The 19563-nt window shown below is 60.4% G+C and carries 18 protein-coding genes and 5 tRNA genes; 8 read left to right on the forward strand and 15 right to left on the reverse strand.

The window, feature by feature from the left end; all coding sequences use genetic code 11:
• Positions 1 to 103: 103 nt before the first annotated feature.
• Complete coding sequence (locus tag ACVOLR_RS02975) at positions 104 to 1153, reverse strand: NAD(P)-dependent alcohol dehydrogenase (RefSeq protein WP_481535109.1); 1050 nt, start codon at positions 1151 to 1153, stop codon at positions 104 to 106.
• A gap of 125 nt (positions 1154 to 1278) precedes the next feature.
• Here ACVOLR_RS02975 and ACVOLR_RS02980 point away from each other — a divergent pair, with 125 nt between their 5' ends.
• The gene (locus ACVOLR_RS02980; protein ID WP_481535110.1) at positions 1279 to 2166 is read left to right on the forward strand and encodes a LysR family transcriptional regulator; all 888 of its coding nucleotides are present in this window, start codon (positions 1279 to 1281) and stop codon (positions 2164 to 2166) included.
• Between the two features lie 146 nt (positions 2167 to 2312).
• On the opposite strand, the gene ACVOLR_RS02985 is transcribed toward ACVOLR_RS02980, so the two are convergent.
• Entirely contained in the window at positions 2313 to 2621 is a 309-nt protein-coding gene (locus ACVOLR_RS02985; protein ID WP_481535111.1) for a hypothetical protein, read from the reverse strand.
• 211 nt (positions 2622 to 2832) lie between these two features.
• On the opposite strand from ACVOLR_RS02985, the gene ACVOLR_RS02990 reads away from it, so the two are divergent.
• On the forward strand, positions 2833 to 3090 hold the full coding sequence (locus tag ACVOLR_RS02990) for a hypothetical protein (protein ID WP_481535112.1): 258 nt from the start codon (positions 2833 to 2835) through the stop codon (positions 3088 to 3090).
• A gap of 66 nt (positions 3091 to 3156) precedes the next feature.
• On the opposite strand, the gene ACVOLR_RS02995 is transcribed toward ACVOLR_RS02990, so the two are convergent.
• Both ACVOLR_RS02995 and ACVOLR_RS03000 read right to left on the reverse strand, forming a co-directional pair.
• Positions 3157 to 3837, reverse strand: a complete 681-nt coding sequence (locus tag ACVOLR_RS02995) for a response regulator (protein ID WP_481535113.1) — start codon at positions 3835 to 3837, stop codon at positions 3157 to 3159.
• 591 nt (positions 3838 to 4428) lie between these two features.
• Positions 4429 to 5658 carry an EAL domain-containing response regulator gene (locus ACVOLR_RS03000; protein ID WP_481535114.1) on the reverse strand — a complete coding sequence of 410 codons (1230 nt, stop codon included), beginning with the start codon at positions 5656 to 5658 and terminating at the stop codon, positions 4429 to 4431.
• 189 nt (positions 5659 to 5847) lie between these two features.
• On the opposite strand from ACVOLR_RS03000, the gene ACVOLR_RS03005 reads away from it, so the two are divergent.
• Positions 5848 to 8886 (forward strand): hybrid sensor histidine kinase/response regulator, encoded by a 3039-nt coding sequence (locus tag ACVOLR_RS03005; RefSeq protein WP_481535115.1) that lies wholly within the window; start codon positions 5848 to 5850, stop codon positions 8884 to 8886.
• A 96-nt stretch (positions 8887 to 8982) separates the two neighbouring features.
• Here the strand turns inward: ACVOLR_RS03005 and ACVOLR_RS03010 are convergent, their stop codons facing one another.
• Entirely contained in the window at positions 8983 to 9381 is a 399-nt protein-coding gene (locus ACVOLR_RS03010; protein WP_481535116.1) for a hypothetical protein, read from the reverse strand.
• A gap of 234 nt (positions 9382 to 9615) precedes the next feature.
• Here ACVOLR_RS03010 and ACVOLR_RS03015 point away from each other — a divergent pair.
• The 4 genes from ACVOLR_RS03015 (at position 9616) to ACVOLR_RS03030 (ending at position 10155) form a co-directional block, all read left to right on the forward strand.
• Positions 9616 to 9691: transfer RNA gene (locus tag ACVOLR_RS03015), tRNA-Ala, on the forward strand.
• A 51-nt stretch (positions 9692 to 9742) separates the two neighbouring features.
• Positions 9743 to 9818, forward strand: a tRNA-Glu gene (locus ACVOLR_RS03020).
• Between the two features lie 134 nt (positions 9819 to 9952).
• Positions 9953 to 10028 (forward strand) — tRNA-Ala (locus tag ACVOLR_RS03025).
• Positions 10029 to 10079: 51 nt separating this feature from the next.
• Positions 10080 to 10155 (forward strand) — tRNA-Glu (locus ACVOLR_RS03030).
• A gap of 711 nt (positions 10156 to 10866) precedes the next feature.
• Here the strand turns inward: ACVOLR_RS03030 and ACVOLR_RS03035 are convergent.
• Positions 10867 to 10953 (reverse strand) — tRNA-Leu (locus tag ACVOLR_RS03035).
• Between the two features lie 122 nt (positions 10954 to 11075).
• Between ACVOLR_RS03035 and ACVOLR_RS03040 the strand changes: the two genes are divergently transcribed.
• The gene (locus ACVOLR_RS03040; RefSeq protein WP_481535117.1) at positions 11076 to 11444 is read left to right on the forward strand and encodes a response regulator; all 369 of its coding nucleotides are present in this window, start codon (positions 11076 to 11078) and stop codon (positions 11442 to 11444) included.
• A gap of 137 nt (positions 11445 to 11581) precedes the next feature.
• Here the strand turns inward: ACVOLR_RS03040 and ACVOLR_RS03045 are convergent, their stop codons facing one another.
• The 9 genes from ACVOLR_RS03045 to ACVOLR_RS03085 form a co-directional block, all read right to left on the reverse strand.
• On the reverse strand, positions 11582 to 13957 hold the full coding sequence (locus ACVOLR_RS03045; protein WP_481535128.1) for a Tex family protein: 2376 nt from the start codon (positions 13955 to 13957) through the stop codon (positions 11582 to 11584).
• A 114-nt stretch (positions 13958 to 14071) separates the two neighbouring features.
• Entirely contained in the window at positions 14072 to 14287 is a 216-nt protein-coding gene (locus ACVOLR_RS03050; protein WP_481531641.1) for a hypothetical protein, read from the reverse strand.
• Positions 14288 to 14413: 126 nt separating this feature from the next.
• On the reverse strand, positions 14414 to 14848 hold the full coding sequence (locus ACVOLR_RS03055; protein ID WP_481535129.1) for a hypothetical protein: 435 nt from the start codon (positions 14846 to 14848) through the stop codon (positions 14414 to 14416).
• Between the two features lie 55 nt (positions 14849 to 14903).
• Entirely contained in the window at positions 14904 to 15278 is a 375-nt protein-coding gene (locus ACVOLR_RS03060) for a YfeK family protein (RefSeq protein WP_481535118.1), read from the reverse strand.
• A complete protein-coding gene (locus ACVOLR_RS03065; protein ID WP_481535119.1) occupies positions 15275 to 16342 on the reverse strand; it encodes a class III poly(R)-hydroxyalkanoic acid synthase subunit PhaC in 1068 nt (355 codons plus the stop codon). The genes ACVOLR_RS03060 and ACVOLR_RS03065 overlap by 4 nt, the downstream gene beginning before the upstream one ends.
• Positions 16339 to 17502, reverse strand: a complete 1164-nt coding sequence (gene phaE / locus ACVOLR_RS03070) for a class III poly(R)-hydroxyalkanoic acid synthase subunit PhaE (protein WP_481535120.1) — start codon at positions 17500 to 17502, stop codon at positions 16339 to 16341. The genes ACVOLR_RS03065 and phaE overlap by 4 nt, the downstream gene beginning before the upstream one ends.
• 54 nt (positions 17503 to 17556) lie before the next feature.
• Positions 17557 to 18171 (reverse strand): CDP-alcohol phosphatidyltransferase family protein, encoded by a 615-nt coding sequence (locus ACVOLR_RS03075; RefSeq protein ID WP_282266279.1) that lies wholly within the window; start codon positions 18169 to 18171, stop codon positions 17557 to 17559.
• 212 nt (positions 18172 to 18383) lie between these two features.
• Positions 18384 to 18872: an NUDIX hydrolase gene (locus ACVOLR_RS03080; RefSeq protein WP_481535121.1), complete on the reverse strand. Its 489-nt coding sequence runs from the start codon at positions 18870 to 18872 to the stop codon at positions 18384 to 18386.
• A 54-nt stretch (positions 18873 to 18926) separates the two neighbouring features.
• Positions 18927 to 19433, reverse strand: a complete 507-nt coding sequence (locus ACVOLR_RS03085; RefSeq protein ID WP_481517633.1) for a DUF1249 domain-containing protein — start codon at positions 19431 to 19433, stop codon at positions 18927 to 18929.
• Positions 19434 to 19563 lie beyond the last annotated feature (130 nt).

Consider the following 19563-nt stretch of genomic DNA (forward strand, 5'->3'; position numbering starts at 1 on the left):
CACTCCCGCCAACGGGAGCGACCTCTACTTGAAACGATCCCCTGAGCCGGGACCGCATGGCTGCCCTCAGGCAACCATGCACTTGCTTGAACGCCAGCCGGACTTAGTTGCCCAAGGTGGCGTTGTCGATCACGAAGCGGTACTTGATGTCGCCCTTGAGCATGCGCTCATAGGCTTCGTTGATCTCCTCGGCACGGATCAACTCGATGTCGGCCACGATCTTGTGCTTGGCACAGAAATCCAGCATTTCCTGGGTTTCAGGAATGCCGCCAATCATCGAACCGGCCAAGGTGCGGCGCTTGGTGATCATGTTGAACACATTCGGCGAGGGATGCGGCGTTGCCGGCGCGCCAACCAGCACCATTGCGCCGTCGCGCTTGAGCAGCGCCAGGAACGCATCCAGATCGTGCGGCGCGGCCACGGTGTTGACGATCAGGTCGAAGCGCTTGGCCTGCGCAGCCATTGCCTCGGGGTCGCGCGACACCACCACTTCATCCGCACCCAGTGCCAACGCTGCCTCGCGCTTGGATTCGGACGTGGTGAAGGCAATGACGTGTGCGCCCAGCGCATGCGCCAACTTGATGCCCATATGGCCGAGGCCACCGATGCCGACCACGCCAACCGTCTTGCCTGGGCCGGCATTCCAATGCTTCAACGGCGAATACGTGGTGATGCCAGCGCACAGCAAGGGCGCTACCGCAGCCAGCTGGTCTTCGGGGTGACCAATGCGCAATACATAGCGCTCGTGGACAACGATTTCCTGCGAGTAACCGCCCAAGGTCCAGCCCGGCGCATCAGCGGTGGCGCCGTTATAAGTGCCGACCATGCCGTCGCAATAGTTCTCCAGCCCAGCATCGCAGTCGTCGCAGTGCTTGCAGCTGTCGACGATACAGCCGATGCCGACCAGGTCGCCCTGTTTGAAGTCGCTTACGTGTGCGCCAACCGCGGCAACGCGGCCGACGATCTCATGGCCCGGCACGCAGGGGAACTGGGTACCCGCCCATTCGGCACGGACCTGGTGCAGGTCCGAGTGGCAGATGCCGCAATAGGCAATGTCGATCTGCACGTCATGCGCACCGGGTGCACGACGGTTGATATCCATCGACTCCAGCGGCTTGTCGGCGGCATAGGCGCCATAGGCTTTGACAGACATGGGAACTCCGGCGGTCACAGGGGGAAGGCGGTCATTGTCCACCGGGACGACTCGGCTGATAAGGTAATCAATGCTTCTAGCCACTATTAGCAAAATTAATCAATCAACCATGCCACACTGCCGTCATGGCACGACGTAACCTCAATGACCTGCTGGCCTTTGTCACCGTCGCACGTGAAGGCAATTTCACGCGCGCGGGAGCGCTTCTGGGCGTTTCACAATCTGCTCTTAGTCAGGCTATCAAGGCGCTGGAAGAGCGGTTGCAGATCCGTCTGCTCACTCGTACCACACGCAGCGTCTCGCCTACCCCGGCCGGCGAGCGCCTGTTGCTGGCCATCGGTAACCGCTTCGACGAAATCGAAGCCGAGCTCGAAGCCCTCACGGAACTACGCGACAAGCCGGCCGGCTCGCTGCGCCTGACCTGTGGCGATCACTCGCTGCAGACCATTCTGCTGCCCAAGTTATTGCCGCTGATGCACCGCTACCCGGACATCCGCATCGAGTTCGACGTCAGTTATGCGCTGCGCGACATCGTCGCCGATCGCTTCGATGCCGGCGTGCGGTTGGGCGAGAGCATCGACAAGGACATGATCGCCCTGCCGATCAGCCCCAAGGTGCGCATGGCCGCAGCCGCCTCACCGGCCTACTTCGAGAAGCATCCGATCCCGAAGGTTCCTGCAGACCTGACCCGGCACAACTGCATCAACATCCGCTTCGCTACGTCGGGCGGGATGTACGTCTGGGAATTTGAGCGCAACGGCAGGCAGGTGAACGTGCGTGTGGAAAGCCAGGCGGTATTCAACACCTCACCGCCGATGGTGCAGGCCGCTCTCGATGGCCTGGGTATCACCTTCCTGCCAGAGGAGGAGTTTGGCACTCACATCGAGCAAGGTCGGCTGATCCGCGTGCTGCAGAACTGGTGCCCACCCTTCCCCGGTTACCACCTGTACTACCCTAGCCGCCGCCAGCATTCGGCGGCATTCGCACTGGTGGTTGAAGCACTGCGCATTTGAGGCCTGCAGCGGTGATGCAAGTTGCTGGCCAGGGTGCCACACCACGCAGCATCGCCAGCAGTCGCTGGCGCAACTGGTCCGTGCAGCAACATGGGGCTTCTCAAGCTATCAATCCAAGGCAAGGGCGGCACTCCGGCACGCTTGAACTACTTGAGAAGCAGGTTTCCTTTGCTGTGATGCCGTCTTACCAGCTCTTCCAGATAGATATCCAACGCAGCGCGGGCATCCTCGGAAGTTTCTTTGTTCTTCAGTGCCCAACTCAAACGATCCATCAGCACCGGGTCGCGGCAATCATCAAGACTGCTTTCATCCCATTGCCGCGCTTTGCGATAACGCTTGGCACGCTCGGCCTGCGATAGCGGTGTGTCGTACAGTCGCGGCCGGCCACGGCGTTTTGCAGGTGCGGGCGCAGCCCCGGTTGCGTCTGCGGCGCTGTTGTCGTCAGTCATTGTCATGCCCATTCCAGATCGGGTCCAATAATAAAGTGATACATCACTTTTTGCGCGGTATTTTGTCGCAGTCCGTCCGGTCGCGTGGTCGCGGCAGCCAAGTTGCAGCCTCCCCCTGGTGTGAGCCAAATCCGAAATCCATTGAGCACCCAAAAGGCAATACCAAGAAGCTTTATTGGGACGGGTCCTATGGCTGCACCGGACCGCTTATCACAACATGAGCAAATTCTTGTGCGGCGCCAGTGTGGCGCTCGCATACGTGCTTTTGCTTTTGAGCTGCGGCTGGGAACATACAAAGATGGACAAAAAAACCGCGGACGTAAGACGGTTGCTTATCGATTTCGCCCGACTATCAACTCTCCAGAAAAATCTGTTTCTGGAGACACTCAATCTTTTCATGTACGCATCGCCACAACGCAGACGCAAGATCATGCTGCAGTGGGAGTCCGGGAAAAGCGGGCTGGACACTGATTGATACTGCCCAATGCAAAAGCCGAACAACGCACCGGTTAAACACCAGAATGCGTTGGCTTTCGCTTGCTCAAGACGCGGCTGGTGTGCCGCCTGAAGACGTCACCAGGCCGTTTTCCATAGCGTAGCGCAGCAGATCAACATCCTTCTCGATGGATAGCTTTTCCATCGCGCTGGCTTTCTGCGTGCTGATGGTCTTCTTGCTGCGGTGCAGGCGTTCGGCAATCTCATTGACCGTCAGGCCCGAGGCATAAAGCCTCACAACTTCGGACTCACGGATGCTCAGTACGCCGGCAGGGTTGCGGCTGCGCCTGTTGAGCTCGATCCCCTGCACCACCTTCTCGATGGTGGGCGAGTAATACTTGCCCCCACTCTGCGCCGCGTGCACTGCCGGCACCAGGTGCGCCAACGCATCCGACTTGCTGACGATGCAGGCCACCCCTTGGGTCAGCAGGGTATGCAGCACCGCCGGGTTATCCAGCATCGTCAGCACCACAAGCTTCACCTGTGGGTAGCGCCTGGCAATCATGCCAAACAGGGCAATCCCATCGCCAAAGTCGCCAGCCGGCATCGCGTAGTCCGAGATGACTACATCGCATGCCACGCTACCGAGCAGCGCCATCAGTTCAGTAGAATCGGCCGCGGTCCCGACAAGGTCGAGGGTAGCCACTGATGACAGCTCGTACTTCACACCGGCGATCATGCCCGGGTGATCGTCGGCCAAGACCACTCTGATCTTGAAACCACTCATGGCGAAGCTCTCCGTGAAGTGCGCTGGCAGCTGGCCAATCCAGGCTGAGGGGGCATCCCCTGCCCTGCAAGGCACGTCAAGACAGAATTTATGTCACATCACTCTCAAAGACAAAGACTTATCAGTAAAAAACTGATGATTTCCGCAACAAGGACCTAGCGGCTCATTGCCAAGCCCCCGGCTTACGCCAAAGATGGCCCAAGCCTTACGCGCCTAGCGCTGGTGCAGCCTCGCCGACTGCCACCACTAAGGCTGTACGCTCCGTGTTGCCCTGCTGCTCCAGCAGGAGGAAACCAAGGCAGGACACGGAGCCCCGACGGCGCCTGCCTGGTGGTCCGCTCTTTCCAAATAGGCACCGCTTTGGTTTTGGGTCTACACATCGGCGTCCTTGAGTTCGAGCCCCCCCTCACGATGCTGGCCCCGACCGAGGCAGCCCAACGCCCTACAGCGGCCCCAATGCCGCTACCCCCCAGCCTTGCGGCAAGGGGGCAAGCTCTCGATAAAGGAAGAAGGCACGGCGCCTGAAACGAAGATCATGGTTCCCGCCCCCCCCGGCTATCGCATCAATCCGCATTCACAGCTTGCGCCGGTTCATTTCTGGTGGGCAATGTACTGCACGTACTCTGCCATGGGCATGGCGCGACTGTGCAAATAGCCCTGGGTGCTGTGACAGCCAAGACTGCGCACCATATCCAGGTCCATATAGGTCTCTACGCCTTCGACAACCACAGTGGCGACCATCTGCCGCGCCATGGCAATGGTGCTGGCAAGCAGGCAGCGGGCATGGGCATGCTCACGGGCTGCCACCAACATGCTGCGGTTGATCTTCAACTCGTTGAACGGCACCTGCAGCAGCCTGTCCAATGACGAATCGCCGCTACCAAAGTCATCAATGGCGCAATTGAAACCCCGCAACCGCAGCTGGGCAACAGCGCCAGCCAGGGCAGGGTTACACAGCTCGCCGCCGTCCTCAGTGATCTCGATAACCACCCGGTTTGGATCGACACCGGCGTGGTAGGCATGATCAGCAACAGACTGCGCCCAGTGCACGCCGGTCGCAACGCGTGCTGGGACATTGACAGCAATCAACAGCGATGATTCCGTATCCTCGGCAGCAATGCAGTCAAATGCGCAGGACAATATGTAGTCAGTAAGGGACTCCAGCAGCCCTTCGCTCTCGATTGCCGGAAGAAACTCGGCCGGCGCCAACACGGAGCCATCGGCCCGATGCCAACGCGCCAACACCTCGGCACCGCGCAACACACCTGTGACGGCGCAATGTTGAGGCTGGAAGTAGGCTTGGATCTGTTGATCCAGCAACGCCCCGCGCAACTCCTCGCGCGAGAACGTCCACGCATCAGGCTTGGCCGGCACCAATTTGTCTTCGACTGGCGCCGCCAGCTCGATGGAGGCGGCGATGATGCTCCGGATCTGCTCCGCCTTCAGTGGTTTACGCATTGCTGCAACCACGGTGAGGCCTAGATGCGATGCATACGCAGAAGCGGCGTTCAGGATGCGACTGGGCTGGCTGCTGATGATTGCCAGACGAGCCTTGCGGCACCGTTCGGCCAGCAGATCGATAACCTGCAGACCAGTGAGGTCGGTAAGATCCAGATCGAGGACCACCAGATCCCAGTTCCGGTCGCGCAACGCAGCCACCGCTCGGGTCCCGTCCAGAACCGAGGTTACCTCGGACACGCCTGATTGACGCAGCACCTTGACCATCGGAAGATGCTGGAGTTCATTGCCATCAACCACCAGCGCGTTCTGGATCATCTGGGTTTCCGGTCGTGGCGACACAAATTGTGCGAGAGCGTTCATGGGTGCTGTCTCCACGCCAGGAGCGGCGATATCAGGGAAGGGGCTGCTTTCAATGACGCCATTGTTCCAGCGCAGCCATCCGGCCTACATCGGCCTAGTCCGAATATTCCCCTGTGCCTTTCAGGTAACGTCGTGAAACCGGGCTTTTCGCCACCAGCGGGCAACAACCAATCGTGAGTGGAATCTCAAATGGTCTCTGAGACAGACACCACAAAGGGCGTGCCCAACTCCCAACCACCTGCCCGGGCAAATGCATTGAAGCTGCTGAGCCGACACCAGCGCAGCCTGCTCTATGTGGGCGGCATCGTCACCACACTGATCCTTGCCGCAGTCACTGCTGTGGTCATTCACTCGCAGATCAAGGACTACATCGCGGAACGAAACGCCGACCAGACCAGCCGGCGGATCGCATTGCAATCTGCCTTCGCGGTACGTGAGGGGGCGATGCGCATCACCACCGCACAAGAAGAGTACGCCTGGGAGTCACGCCAAAAGCCCGCCCCTGAGCTGGTCGACAGGTTCAGCCAGAAGCGCGGCAGGATGACCATGCAGCGCTCGGCCAACTCGCCGCACGTACTTATCCTGGGCGACCTGGATCACGGCCGTACGCTGGAGGGCTTCGCGCCCTACCTCAAGTTGGCCGACGAGGTCAGCCATCAGGCAGGCACCTTTGCCCGCGCACTGACGGCATCGATCTACTTTTCAAACCCGGACCGGACCTTTCTGGGGGCGGGGCCTCTTCCCGACGGCAACCTGCTGGCGAAACACGCAAATGAATCCACCGCCGCCCTCATCCAGCGATTTACGCCAGATCAAGCGCAGCCAACCGCCAACGATAACCTACAGTCGGTGCCTGCCGGACCTGCATGGTTGCCCGTTGCAAACGACCCTCTCACCGGCAAGCCTTCACTACTTTTGCGCCAGCAAGCCTTTGCGGACGCACAACCTTTCGCGGTTTTCGTTGCTTCCTATCCCGTCGAACTCGTCACAACATCGCTCAACTCAACGCAGGTTGACGAGTTCTGGTTGATTGCCAACCCTCAGGGCGATCTGTTCCTTGGCTCCCAGCAACCGAATGTCCGCGAGGTCGCGCAGTTTCCGGTCCATCACTGGGCGGCCGGCGCACCTGCGGACAAGCGTGGCAGGTTCGAGGAGATGGATGGGCGCTTCTTTGCCACTGATCCGATATCCACCGCCAACGCAGGCTGGTACTTGATCCACACTTTCTCATGGCGAACCATCATCACCGCGTTATGGCCTACCCTGCTTGCCTACGTCGCGGCAATGCTGCTGGCGATAGGGTTTGTCTGGGCAGTGCTGCTGCTGATTGAAAGAAAGGTCTTCCGCCCCGGTTACGTGCGCTCGGAGCGCATCATCGAAAGCGAGAACCTCAACCGGACAATGGTCGAGACCGCGCCATTCGGCCAAGTGTTGATTTCGCCTTCGACAGGTGAGGTCCTGCTGAAAAACTCGGTCATGGCCTCTTATGCAGACGCCAGGACTGATTCCAAACGGTCCTTACACCTTGAGTTTCTCGACGCGTTCCGAACACATGATGCGCAGTCCATCGCATCTCCAGGCGTCGAGTTGAACATCCAGACCGGCGACGGTGCTGACTGCGCCCTACTGGTGAGCATAGTCCCCAGCAAGTACCGGGGAACGGATGTCCTGCTATGCAATTTCACCGACATCACTCTGCGCAAGAAGGTTGAGCAGGAGCTGGAGAGCGCGCGCGCGGCATCGCAGGCCGCAAATGAAGCCAAGTCGACCTTCCTGGCAATCATGAGTCACGAAATCCGCACCCCGATGAACGCAATCCTCGGCAACCTTGAGCTGTTGGAACGCACTACGTTGACCACGGAGCAAACCAGTCGACTACACGCAGTCACCTCTTCATCCTCTGCTTTGCTGAATATCATCAATGACATTCTGGACTTCTCCAAGGTCGAGTCCGGGCAGATGACAATTGAGTCGATACCGTTCGATCTGAGGCAGGTCGCACAGGAGTGCATCGACATGTTCCTGCCCATGGCCCAGGCCAAAGGACTGGAAATTGACTTTATTGTTGACGATGGCCTGCTGCCTCGCTACTTGGGTGACCCTACCCGCATTCGGCAGATCATCTTCAACCTGATCAGCAATGCAATCAAATTCACCGAGGCTGGTGACGTGCTGGTTGAGGTCTACCTGCAGGATGATGCAGTCAGCGACTCGGCGATTGTGCTCGGCGTGAGCGACACCGGTATCGGCATGAGCGCCGCGCAACAGGCATCGCTGTTCACCACGTTCTCCCAGGCTGACACCAGCATTGCCCGCCGCTATGGCGGCACCGGGCTCGGGCTTGCACTGTGCAAGCGCCTTGCGGAACTGATGCAAGGTGGCATCCAGGTAAAGAGCACGCCAGGCAAGGGCAGCACCTTCATGGTGACCTTGCCACTATCACCGCCGGACCCCCACGCCACATTGCCGGACCAGTACAAGCCACCCATCATGGTGGGCGCTGCGCAGAGCGCCGCGCTGCATGTACTGGTGGTCGATGACCACCCTGCAAATCGGAAACTGCTGCAACTGCAGCTGGAAACATTGGGCTGCAGCGCAACTGCGTTCGAAGACTGCGGCGCAGCGATAGCCACCTTCAACAACCAGGATTACGATTTGATCCTGACCGATCTCAATATGCCTGGCATGGATGGCTTTGCGTTCGCCCGCTACCTGCGCCAGCGCGGAGTGATCACTCCCATCATCGCCGTGACCGCACATGCCTCGGACCGTGACAGGTCTCGCAGCAAAGAAGCTGGTATCAACAGCATCCTCATCAAACCGGTTCTGCTGGAAGCGCTGCGTGCAAGGCTGGCTGAAATAGACAACAACTCCCCGACTCTGCAAAGCGACCAGGGGCAATGGGACATTGCCAGAGGAGCGCTACCACCAGAGGTGCACATGCCACTACTGAGCTCCCTGGAGGAGTCAGTCGTCGCCATCAAGCAGGTGCTGCAGCCGATGTCCGCGAACGGCAGCTCAGCAATCAGCAACGAGCGAACTGACGTTATCGGCAAACACCTTCACTCTCTGCGCGGCGCATTCGCCTTCATCCACGAGGCAGACATCGCCGAGCGATGTGCGGCAATGGAGCAATTGCTGGAGCAAGGAGACATCGAAAAGTTGCAACAATCGCTGCTTGAACTTGATGCTGCCGCCCATGCAGCACTTGAACGCAGGCGCCAGTGAGTCACATGTGGCGCAGGCCGCGAGCAGTGCCTCACAGGCAAGTCGGGCGCTGGGATTCAGCAGGGCCACGTTGAGAGGGCCTTCATTCCACTCTGGCTACCTGCACACCTCATGCACCTTGTTGTCCCAGAAACTCGACATGGCGAAGTCACGCCTGAAACCAGCTTTGGCGTAAGCCCTATCGCGCCCTTGCCTTGCCTTCTCGCAGGCATTCACTTTCGGCGCGGTCTCGGCATGTCGACGTCCGGGTCGAGCGCCCAGCGTTGCTGATCGCTTGTCCCGTTGCAGCTGAAGTTGTAACGCCGCCAGCCGTTTACGCGTGGCCTCGTCTACTGGGGCAACGGCTGCGTTCCAACGCTTCAGCTCCGGCCCATCACAGGGCAGCGATTGATACGAGTGGCCTTCGGCAGCTTGGCACTTGTAGACCAGGAGACCTGTTTCAACGCCAGCGCCGCCAAGCAGGCAGCTCCACATCACATAAGCGAGAGATGCCACGGCTACACTCCGACCGACCTGACCCGCAGCCAGCTTCGCAGTTCGGCACCGCCAGCGAAGCAGGCATTCAAGAAGCTCTGGTGTCGGCCTTGTCCGCTGCCCAGCACAGGGCGAGCCTGCGGAGCCTTTCAGCCCAATCTCATTGGACGAAGAAATTTCTTCACAAATCGCTTGCGGGAAATGTGAAGCCCCGCTATTATTTCTTTCTCGGCAACGACGTAACAACGTAACACCGGGGCCATAGCTCAGCTGGGAGAGCGCCTGCATGGCATGCAGGAGGTCAGCGGTTCGATCCCGCTTGGCTCCACCAAATCCAAACATTAGGCCGTTTGGATTGTCGACAATTTGATGAGTATAACGCGTCCCCATCGTCTAGAGGCCTAGGACATCACCCTTTCACGGTGGCGACCGGGGTTCGAATCCCCGTGGGGACGCCATTCATCAGGTACAAACGGACCCAGCCGTATCGGGTCTTTTTTTATCGGAGCAATCTTCCCAAGAGATTGCACGGAAGAATAAAAAGCTTCCAATTCGATAAAAATCCGCTATGATGGCGGGCTAGCAACATCGTGGGGCCATAGCTCAGCTGGGAGAGCGCCTGCATGGCATGCAGGAGGTCAGCGGTTCGATCCCGCTTGGCTCCACCAATTCAGGCCTTAGGCCGCCTGAATCTACAACTTGAGATTTAAAGAATACGCGTCCCCATCGTCTAGAGGCCTAGGACATCACCCTTTCACGGTGGCGACCGGGGTTCGAATCCCCGTGGGGACGCCATTTTTTAGAAAGCTCCGAGAAATCGGGGCTTTTTTTTGCCCGATGTTCTTGCTGGCAGTGCAATCCCCTGCCCACTTGGGTTGAGCTCATCAGCCTGCCATCTGACAACCTTGTTGTTGTTCGCGCCATTCAACCACCGCGACGTCCTGCGATACCGCGCTTTTGTAGGAGCGGCGTCAGCCGCGAAGCCCAGGATCTGCCAGGCATCAGACTGATCGGCAACTTGCGTGACGCCGGTTCTATGATTGCGCCATTCCTGCAGGTTGATGTGCCGTGGAGGCAGCCTGCCGAGCATGGCTCTGCACTACGATCCGGGCATTGCAAAATTGGTAATCGCGCTCCGACATCTGCAGGCGAAGACTGGCATCGGCTACGCAGATCCAACTGGCGGTTCCAATTGCCAGCGCTATCGCTGCGAGGTGATGCACTGGGTAGAAAGCCTCTGCCGAGCATGGCTCGGCACTACAGTGGATTCCCAGCAGCAGAAGTAGCCGCGCTCCGAGATTTGCAGGCCATGGGCCGCAGCGGCAATGCAGGCTTGACTGACATCTCGCAGCCAGCCCACTCAAGCATCGCCGAGCCGGTCAGCATCTACTCATTGGTAGAAATGAATGATCAGCTCGGGTCGATGACTTCGACCTCCCGGAAATTACGGAAATGCATCCCGAATTCCAGGCAAAGAAAAAGGCACCCAAGGGTGCCTGTTTTCTCTGGTGCCGAAGGGGGGACTCGAACCCCCACGCTTTTAAGGGCGGCGGATTTTGAATCCGCTGCGTCTACCGATTCCGCCACTTCGGCTGGCAGGAGCGGAATTATAGCGGAGCTTTCGGCGCTTGGGCAGACCCTGACTGAAAATATTTGTGTAATGACTGTTTCGGCGACTGGCTATACTTCGACCGATCCAGGTACAGGGGAAAACGATGGGCTCGCTCGAAGGTACGAGAGTGCTGGTCGTGGAGAACGACGAGTTGAACGCCATGCTGCTGCAGATGCAGCTGGAGATGGAAGGCATGCAGGTGGGCGGTGTCGCTGCCTCGGTCAGCACTGCTTTGCAGATGATCGAGGAGCTGCAGCCTCAACTCGTGTTCCTGGACTATTGGCTGGCATGCAACGAGAACAGCAGCCCGGTTGCCGAATGTCTGAGGCAGCGCGGCATTCCGTTCCTGGTAGCCACGGGAATGGATATCGATCAGCTGCCTGCAGTGTTCGATGCCGGCGTGAAGCTGTCCAAGCCCTATACCGGCAGCGATCTCAACCAGGCACTGCAACGTGCGCTTGCTCCGGCTTGAGATTCCAGCTTTGTAGGAGCGGCGTAAGCCGCGAAGCAGATAGATCATCGGGCAATGCGCTGCCCGGTGCTTCAGCATTGTCTGCTTCGCGGCTTACGCCGCTCCTCCAAGATTGATGCGGTCCTGCGGCAGCTGGCTCAGCTGCCGCGCTTTGCCCGTGCAAATGCATCGGCCAGTGCGTTGTTGGCCGGCGCTGCAGACACTGCCGGTCGTCCACCACCGTTACCCAGATTGCGCTGACCGCGCTGATCCCGCTCGCGTCCGTTGCCAGCAGCACGTCCCTGCCCTGCACCACGCTCGTCACGCTCGGGCTTTTTGGCCGGGACTGGAGCATCTTCCAGGCGCCGGGTCAGTGCAATGCGCTTGCGCGCCACATCCACTTCCAGGACCTTGACCTTGACGATATCGCCTGCCTTGACCACATCGCGCGGGTCTTTGACGTAGGTGTCGGACAGCGCCGAGATATGGATCAGGCCATCCTGGTGCACGCCGATATCGACGAATGCGCCGAATGCCGCAACGTTGCTGACCACACCTTCCAGGATCATGCCTTCGCGCAGGTCCTTGATGTCCTCGATGCCCTCGGCGAAACGCGCCGCCTTGAACTCGGGGCGCGGATCGCGACCTGGCTTCTCCATTTCCTTGAGGATGTCGCGCACGGTCGGCACGCCGAACTTATCGTCGGTGAACTGCTCGGCCCTCAAGCTGCGCAGGTAACTGCCGTCACCCAGCAGCGTCTTGATCGGTCGCGCGGCGGCCGCAACGATGCGCTGCACCACCGGGTACGCTTCCGGGTGAACGGCGGAGGCATCCAGCGGCTCGTCGCCGTCGGCAATTCGCAGGAAGCCCGCGCATTGTTCAAAGGTCTTGTCGCCGAGGCGCGGCACTTTCAGCAGGTCCTTGCGGCGCTTGAACGGGCCATTCTCGTCGCGGTGACGGACGATGTTTTCGGCCACCGTCGATGACAACCCAGACACGCGCGTCAGCAAAGCGGCCGAGGCGGTGTTGACGAATACGCCGACGGCATTGACGCAGTCCTCGACACGGGCGTCCAGTGCCTTGGCCAGACGGAACTGGTCGACGTCGTGCTGGTACTGGCCTACGCCAATGGCCTTGGGTTCGATCTTGACCAGCTCAGCCAATGGGTCCTGCAGGCGGCGCGCAATCGACACTGCACCACGCAGCGACACATCCAGGTCCGGGAATTCCTTGGCGGCAAACTCGGACGCCGAATACACCGACGCACCTGCCTCGCTGACCACCACCTTCTGCAGCTTGGGATCGGCGCAGGCAGCGATCGCCTCGCCCGCCAGCTTGTCGGTTTCTCGACTGGCGGTACCGTTGCCGATCGCGATCAACTCGACGTTGTGCTTGATGCACAGCTGCTTGATCGTCTGCAGCGACTGCTCCCACTGCCGGCGCGGCTCATGCGGGTACACCGTATCAGTGGCGAGCAGCTTGCCGGTGGCATCGACCACCGCAATCTTGCAGCCGGTGCGGATACCCGGATCCAGCCCAAGCACTGCTTTCGGCCCGGCCGGCGCGGCCAGCATCAGATCCTTCAAGTTGTCGCCGAACACCGTGATCGCCTCGGCTTCGGCTTTCTCGCGGGCCTGGTTGAACAGATCCAGCAGCAGATGCATATGCAGCTTGGCACGCCAGGTCAGGCGGCAGGCATCCAGCAACCAGCGGTCAGCCGGACGTTCCTTGTTGGCGATGCCGGCGTTGAACGCGACACGGCCTTCCGCATACTGATGCCCAGCTTCGGCATCACTGCCGGGGTCCAGTTCAAGGAACAGGAATTCTTCGCGGCGCGCGCGGAACAAGGCCAACAAGCGATGCGAAGGAATCTTCGCCAATGCTTCGGCATGCTCGAAGTAGTCGCGGTACTTGGCGCCTTCGGCTTCTTTACCTTCCGCAACGCGGGCCCGAATGATGCCGTTGCCAGCCAGCCAGTTGCGCAGTTCGCCAACCAGTGCAGCGTCTTCGCCCCAACGCTCCATCAAGATGGCGCGCGCGCCTTCCAGCGCGGCCTTGGCATCGGCGACGCCCTTCTCGGCATCGACAAAGCCTGCAGCGAAAGTCTGCGGATCCAGCATTGGATCGCCGAGCAGGCCATCGGCCAGCGGTTCAAGCCCCGCTTCGCGGGCAATCTGCGCACGGGTGCGACGCTTCTGCTTATAGGGCAGATACAGATCTTCCAGTCGCGACTTGGTATCGGCGCCCATGATCTGCTCACGCAGCGCATCGCTGAGCTTGCCCTGTTCGTCAATGCTGGACAGCACCGCGCGGCGGCGGTCTTCGAGTTCGCGCAGATAGGTCAGGCGGCTTTCGAGATTACGCAGCTGGGTATCGTCCAAGCCACCGGTAACTTCCTTGCGGTAGCGGGCGATGAACGGAACGCTGGCACCTTCATCCAACAGCGCGATGGCGGCCTTGGCTTGAGTGGCTTGTGCGCCGATCTCGTCGGCGATTGTCTGCGCGATCTGCTGCGCGAGCTTGATGTCTTGCATTGCCGGTGCGGTTGCCACGTTGACGGGAGCTGCCATTCTGGCAATGCGCGGGCCTTGGCGAAAGCCGTTGACAGCACGCGCCGGACCTGCCGCCCGGCGCGTGTGCCTGAATACTCAGGCTAGATGCTGATACAGCCGTTGGCTGGCGATGTCGTCACGCAGGTCCTCCAATACCATGACCCGCACTGCACTCCTGCCGGTCACGCTCATCATCCGTTCGACGTAAATTTCCGGGCCATGCTCGGTATCTGCGCGGGTTTTGCTGAAGCCGTACGGCAACACACCCTTATCGCCATCCTTGCTGCCACCGATATAGAGAACAACTGCCATGGTGGTTCGTGCTCCTGTTGGATCTGTAACAGGTGCAACGATACGCGGGGTGACGTTACAGAGATGTACATAAAAGGTTGTCGTTTGATGTCAGCACTTGCCGCAGTGACATCGATGAAGACTTTCTCAGTTACGTCCAGGCCACCAACCCCGGCCATGCATGGCGTAATAGTCCGCAGCACGTTCAAACGGATTACGCACGCTCACACCGCCGCACAGCAGGTAGACCGGGAGGAAAAACGGCCCCAACACCAGGTATTGGAAAACATGCGCGCGCTCATGATCACCCAAGCGCACCCGCGGGTGCTCGCAGCGGCCAGCGCGATGTTCGTAGGTTTGACACAGACCATTGAGATCATCACCGGTGTGCAGGATCACCATGCCAAAGGTGATCGCCCCGCCCGGCCCCCAAGGCCAGCGCCGGAATACCAGTGCGCATTCCTTGCGGCTCCAATACGGGCGTGCGCCAGCAAGACTGCCCAGCACACCGCCGATCAAGCCGATCAAGGTATTGGGCGAGGTCCAAACCCCACCCAGAATTCGCAACCACATCGGGGCCATTTTGAGCCGCATGAGACTCAAGCCTGCGCTGTCGATCTGGCGGCCAGCACTAACATCAGCGGGCCGGTGTACGCAGGCGGCGCAGCTGCTGCAGGAACCACGCCGAGGCGTCCTGCTCCGGCGCACCGCTGCAGGAAACCTTGTACGCCTTGCCACTCATGCTGCTGCGGCTGGCGGCGCGTTCAATGAACTGCTCGCTGCTGTCGACCATGTCGCGCTTGAGCAGATAGTCGTATTTGCGCTGCAGATGGCCGCGGGCAGCCACTGCGTCGTACCAGGTGCCATTGCGCTGGAAACGGCAGCCGGAGGTTTCCAGCGCCTGCATCAAACCGCTGATTTCACGTTGGGTTGCCGCGCTGGGAGCGGCACTTGCCGGCAAGGCGATCACAGCCAAACTTGCGGCCAGCAGAAAATTGCAGATCAGCTTCATGCGCGTTTACTCAACCAGTCGTTGATGGCACCGGGCACTTCACGCTGGGCACGCCCGGACACATAAATGCCGATGTGGCCACCGCGGAAACCCAGCTCGGTGTAGTCGGTGCTGCCAACCTGCGCCTGCATCGCCTTGGATGCAGCCGGCGGCACCAGATGGTCCTGTTCGGCATAGATGTTCAATATCGGCATCTGCACTTGCGCCAGATCCACCGCTTCGTCCCCGATGCGGATGCTGCCGTTCATCAGACCATTGGCCTGATAGAACTGTTTGACGAACTGGCGGAAAGTCTCACCCGCCAAATCCGGAGAATCGAAGATCCACTTCTCCATTCGCAGGAAGTCTTCCAGGGCCTGCTTGTCGTCGAGGATATCCATCAAGCCTACGTACTTCTGCACGTTCAAGCGGAACGGCTTGAGCATCAGGTAACTGGCGTTCATCAGATCGGCTGGGATATTACCCAGGGTATCGACGAACAGATCCACGTCCACATGCCGCGCCCAATGCGAGAGCATGTTGTCGGCAGTGTGGAAGTCGACCGGCGTCACCATGCTGATCAGGTTCTGCACCTTATGCGGGCGCAGCGCGCTGTAACACAACGCGAATACGCCGCCCTGGCAGATGCCAAGCAGGTTAACCGGGGCGCCATCGCGTTGTGCGCGCAGGTGATCCACCGCACCGTCGATGTAGCGCAGCAGGTAGTCTTCCAGGGTCAGGAAGCGCTCGGAGCGATCCGGGTAGCCCCAGTCCAGTACATACACGTCCTGGCCCAGCGCCAGCAGCTTCTGTACCAACGAACGGCCGTCCTGCAGATCGACCATGTAGGGCCGGTTGACCAGCGCATAAACAATCAACAGCGGCGGCTTGCTGGTATCGGCCTGATCGCTGACGAAGCGGTAGAGCTTTACCTTGCCATCACTCCACACTTCCTGGCGCTCGGTGACGCCATAGTCCACGTCTTCAACGCCGGGCAGCAGTTTCAAACCATCGACCAGTTTGCGCTGCCACTGCAGGGTTTCCTGCAATAGATCGTCATTGCCGAAACCAAGCGGGCCCTTCATTTGGCGCTCCTACGACGGGCCGGCGCGGGCTTCGGTTTCGCTTTCGCTTTCGCGGTCGCTGCCGTTTTCCTGGCGACCGGCTTCTTCGCGACAGCCTGCTTCGCCGCGGCTTTCTTCGCTACAGGCTTCTGCGCGATCTTCTTTGCGGCTTTTTTGGCGACCTTCTTTTCAGTCGGCGCCGCCGGTCGAACTGCACGCTTTGCAGGCTTGGCTGCCGGCTTCACAGCCGTTGCCTTCGCAGGTTTGGCGGCTGCCGTTGATTGCGCGGGGGCATTCGCCTGCGCTGTTGCAGCAATCAGACGCCGCACCTGTCGTTCCAGTTCGGCGATGCGCCGATGCGCCGCATCCATCTCCGTGCGGGTAGGCACGCCCATGGCATCACAGGCGCGCTCCAGTTCACTCTGCGACGCTGCGCGCAGACGCATCTGAGCATTGGCCAACTCGCCATAGATACGCTGGAAATCTTCGGATAGCGCCACCTTGGCATACGCTTCTTCAGCGGCATCGATCCAAAGGTCGAACATCGCCCGCGCACTGGTCAACTGGCTGCCGGGCACTTCGTGCTCGGCCAGCTTGGCCTCGAAGCGCTTGAAGGCATCGTCCAGAACGTTGCGGATCGTATCCACGTAGGCTTCGGCACGCGCCTGGTATTCCTGCTGGATCTTGAGCAGGGCCTGCCAACGTGCCTGATGCTCGCGGGCTGGACCGAATGCCGGAGCATTCAGCCAATCGCCGCCGAAACCACTCTGCGCAGCCTTGGCGAACTCGCGCAGCCAGGGCTGATCGTTCAGGGCATTGCCACCGCGCGCAGCACCCAGCATCCACTGCAGCAGATCCTCGCCCTGCCCTGCCTGCACGGCTTCGCGCCAGGCGCCGGCCACTTCCGCGGCCGAGGTATCACGGCCGGCAAAGCGCGCGGCCACCTGTTGCATCATGCCCAGCCAGTCGCCGGCCTGATGCTGGAAGCGCGCGCCCAGCGCCTGCACTTCCGGTGGCGTATCGGTGCTGACCAGTCGGGTCCATTGGGCGATGCTTTCACGCCAGGGGAAATCACCGCCTGCCGCCGCGCCAGGGCCGTGCATGGCCTGTGACCATGCCTCCCACGCGCCGCGCATGCTGGCCTCGAAATCCGCGTTGTCGTTGTTGCCTGCCGCCGCCATTGCTTTACTCCCGGGATGCCCGGTGATGATAGCAATGCGACTGGCTTACCGGCGTCAGGGCTTGGGAATCCGCAGCGTCTTGCTGATCATCAGTGAGCCTGACAGCGCAAACAGCAGGACCAGTGGATGCAGCTGCCATGGGCCAAGCTGCCAGCTGCCGCCCCACAGCGCCGGGCCAATCGCATTGAAGTGGGCCGCCAAGGCCAACACGATGACCAAGGCCAAACTGGTCGGAATCGGCGTGCCTTCGAAATACGGCACCTTGTCCGACTCACCGGCGATTTCCACGGCGGTCACGTTGTAGCGGGCCAGGCGGCTGACGCCGCAGCAGACGAAGTAGCTCAGGATCAACCAGTCCCAAGCGCCCTGCATGCCGCAGGCATAGGCCAGCGCAGCCGGCGCCACGCCGAAGGAAATGACATCGGCCAGCGAATCAAGCTCCCGCCCCAACGTGGACGAGGACTGGCGCCAACGCGCGACCCGGCCATCCAGCGCATCGAAGATAAACGCCAGCGGGATCAAGGCCATGCCGAACATCAGGAAGCCGCGTTCACCGTCCTGCAGGAATCGCATTGCCGCGAACACCGCGCCGGTGCCGCAGAACGCGTTGCCGAGGGTGAACCAATCCGCGAGCTGGAACTCACGGAGCATCGAGAAATGGCGTTTCATGGGAACTCACGGTGCATGGACCACAACAGGGTACCGCGAGCGCCTGAACAGTGGACAGTACCCGCGCCTGGCCAGCCAGGTCACAGCTGCGGCGCGACGGGCATCAAGCCATCGCTGGCCCCAGCTGCGCCAACCTCTAGGTCGTTTCACCCGCTCCGAAACCAGCGTTAGAGCCGGAGCGGGTGGCGCCATTGCATCGCTCCAGCACACAACTAGAGCCGCGTGTAACTCCAGGACTGCATGCGCCCGTCGCGGTAAGGCATCACCCCGTGGAACGGGCGCGGATCTGCATCGAACACCAGCGGCAGAAAGTGGCGATCACCCTCCCACAGCGGCAGTGACTCCAGCTGATCCACCTCCACCCACTCCAGGGTGCCTTCGGGATTTACGTCCATCGGCGTGCCGGTGTAGTCGTCGATGACGAAGATGAAGGCAAACCAGTCCTCGCCGTTCTTGCCGAAACCGGGCCAGCTGATGCTGCCGCGCAGACGGGTTGTACCGCACTCGATGCCGGCTTCTTCGCGGATCTCGCGATGCATGCAGGCAAGGATGTCCTCGTCGGTTTCCATCTTGCCGCCCAGCCCGTTGTACTTGCCCAGGTGCATGTCACCGGGCCGGGTATTGCGGTGGATCATCAAGGCCTTGCTGCCGTCGGCAGACAGTACGTAGCCGAGCGTGGCCATAATCGGGGTGTACGGCATAGCGACAACCGGAACCAGAGGGGCGTGCAGTATGACCGATGCGTAGCGCGAGCCTCAGCCCGGCAACACATCCATGCGCCGCATTGGCACCACGGTGCTGTCGACGCGACGCAGCGTAGCCACGCTGTGGCCGCGTTCGGCCAGATATTCCAGCCATTTCCCGAGGAAAGTGTTCATGCGCATGCGGTGGCTGATCAGCGCCTCCGGTGGCGGATACATACCCATCACGTCCTGCCAGCGTCGGCCTACGTAGCAATGCGTGGTTTCGGCTTGGCGTGCGTCGCGGTACAGCCGCACGAACGCCGAAGGATCTGGCTCGCCGGTGACCGGATCGCACAGGTCGTAGGTCATCCGCAGCTCCACCGTGTAACGGTGGCATTCGATCACGTCCAGGCGCAGATCCAGACCGTCACCGATGCTGGAAAGGTGGCTGCCAACTTGCAGGCGATCTGGTGCGAACAGGCGCATCAAATGATCGTGGTTTTCCGCGTACAAGCCCATCAACCAGCCGAGACGGCTGAGTCGGGGAATGCGATCAATGCGGGAGAGTGCGCCTGCCATGGGGCTGATCCTACACGCCGTAGCGTGCAAGTGGCAGCAACGTAGTGCCGAGCCATGCTCGGCAGGGGCGTTACAGGCAAACCCATGTAGTGCCGAGCCATGCTCGGCAGGGGCATCGCCGGTAGAGCCT

The sequence above is a fragment of the Stenotrophomonas sp. STEN030 genome (assembly GCF_056759995.1).

Excerpts from the sequence above, each read along its gene's own strand:
- ACVOLR_RS02975 (WP_481535109.1), bottom strand. The coding sequence starts at position 1,153 with ATGTCTGTCAAAGCCTATGGCGCCTATGCCGCCGACAAGCCGCTGGAG.
- ACVOLR_RS02980 (WP_481535110.1), top strand. The coding sequence starts at position 1,279 with ATGGCACGACGTAACCTCAATGACCTGCTGGCCTTTGTCACCGTCGCA.
- ACVOLR_RS02985 (WP_481535111.1), bottom strand. The coding sequence starts at position 2,621 with ATGACAATGACTGACGACAACAGCGCCGCAGACGCAACCGGGGCTGCG.
- ACVOLR_RS02990 (WP_481535112.1), top strand. The coding sequence starts at position 2,833 with ATGAGCAAATTCTTGTGCGGCGCCAGTGTGGCGCTCGCATACGTGCTT.
- ACVOLR_RS02995 (WP_481535113.1), bottom strand. The coding sequence starts at position 3,837 with ATGAGTGGTTTCAAGATCAGAGTGGTCTTGGCCGACGATCACCCGGGC.
- ACVOLR_RS03000 (WP_481535114.1), bottom strand. The coding sequence starts at position 5,658 with ATGAACGCTCTCGCACAATTTGTGTCGCCACGACCGGAAACCCAGATG.
- ACVOLR_RS03005 (WP_481535115.1), top strand. The coding sequence starts at position 5,848 with ATGGTCTCTGAGACAGACACCACAAAGGGCGTGCCCAACTCCCAACCA.
- ACVOLR_RS03040 (WP_481535117.1), top strand. The coding sequence starts at position 11,076 with ATGGGCTCGCTCGAAGGTACGAGAGTGCTGGTCGTGGAGAACGACGAG.
- ACVOLR_RS03045 (WP_481535128.1), bottom strand. The coding sequence starts at position 13,957 with ATGCAAGACATCAAGCTCGCGCAGCAGATCGCGCAGACAATCGCCGAC.
- ACVOLR_RS03050 (WP_481531641.1), bottom strand. The coding sequence starts at position 14,287 with ATGGCAGTTGTTCTCTATATCGGTGGCAGCAAGGATGGCGATAAGGGT.
- ACVOLR_RS03055 (WP_481535129.1), bottom strand. The coding sequence starts at position 14,848 with ATGGCCCCGATGTGGTTGCGAATTCTGGGTGGGGTTTGGACCTCGCCC.
- ACVOLR_RS03060 (WP_481535118.1), bottom strand. The coding sequence starts at position 15,278 with ATGAAGCTGATCTGCAATTTTCTGCTGGCCGCAAGTTTGGCTGTGATC.
- ACVOLR_RS03065 (WP_481535119.1), bottom strand. The coding sequence starts at position 16,342 with ATGAAGGGCCCGCTTGGTTTCGGCAATGACGATCTATTGCAGGAAACC.
- phaE (WP_481535120.1), bottom strand. The coding sequence starts at position 17,502 with ATGGCGGCGGCAGGCAACAACGACAACGCGGATTTCGAGGCCAGCATG.
- ACVOLR_RS03075 (WP_282266279.1), bottom strand. The coding sequence starts at position 18,171 with ATGAAACGCCATTTCTCGATGCTCCGTGAGTTCCAGCTCGCGGATTGG.
- ACVOLR_RS03080 (WP_481535121.1), bottom strand. The coding sequence starts at position 18,872 with ATGCCGTACACCCCGATTATGGCCACGCTCGGCTACGTACTGTCTGCC.
- ACVOLR_RS03085 (WP_481517633.1), bottom strand. The coding sequence starts at position 19,433 with ATGGCAGGCGCACTCTCCCGCATTGATCGCATTCCCCGACTCAGCCGT.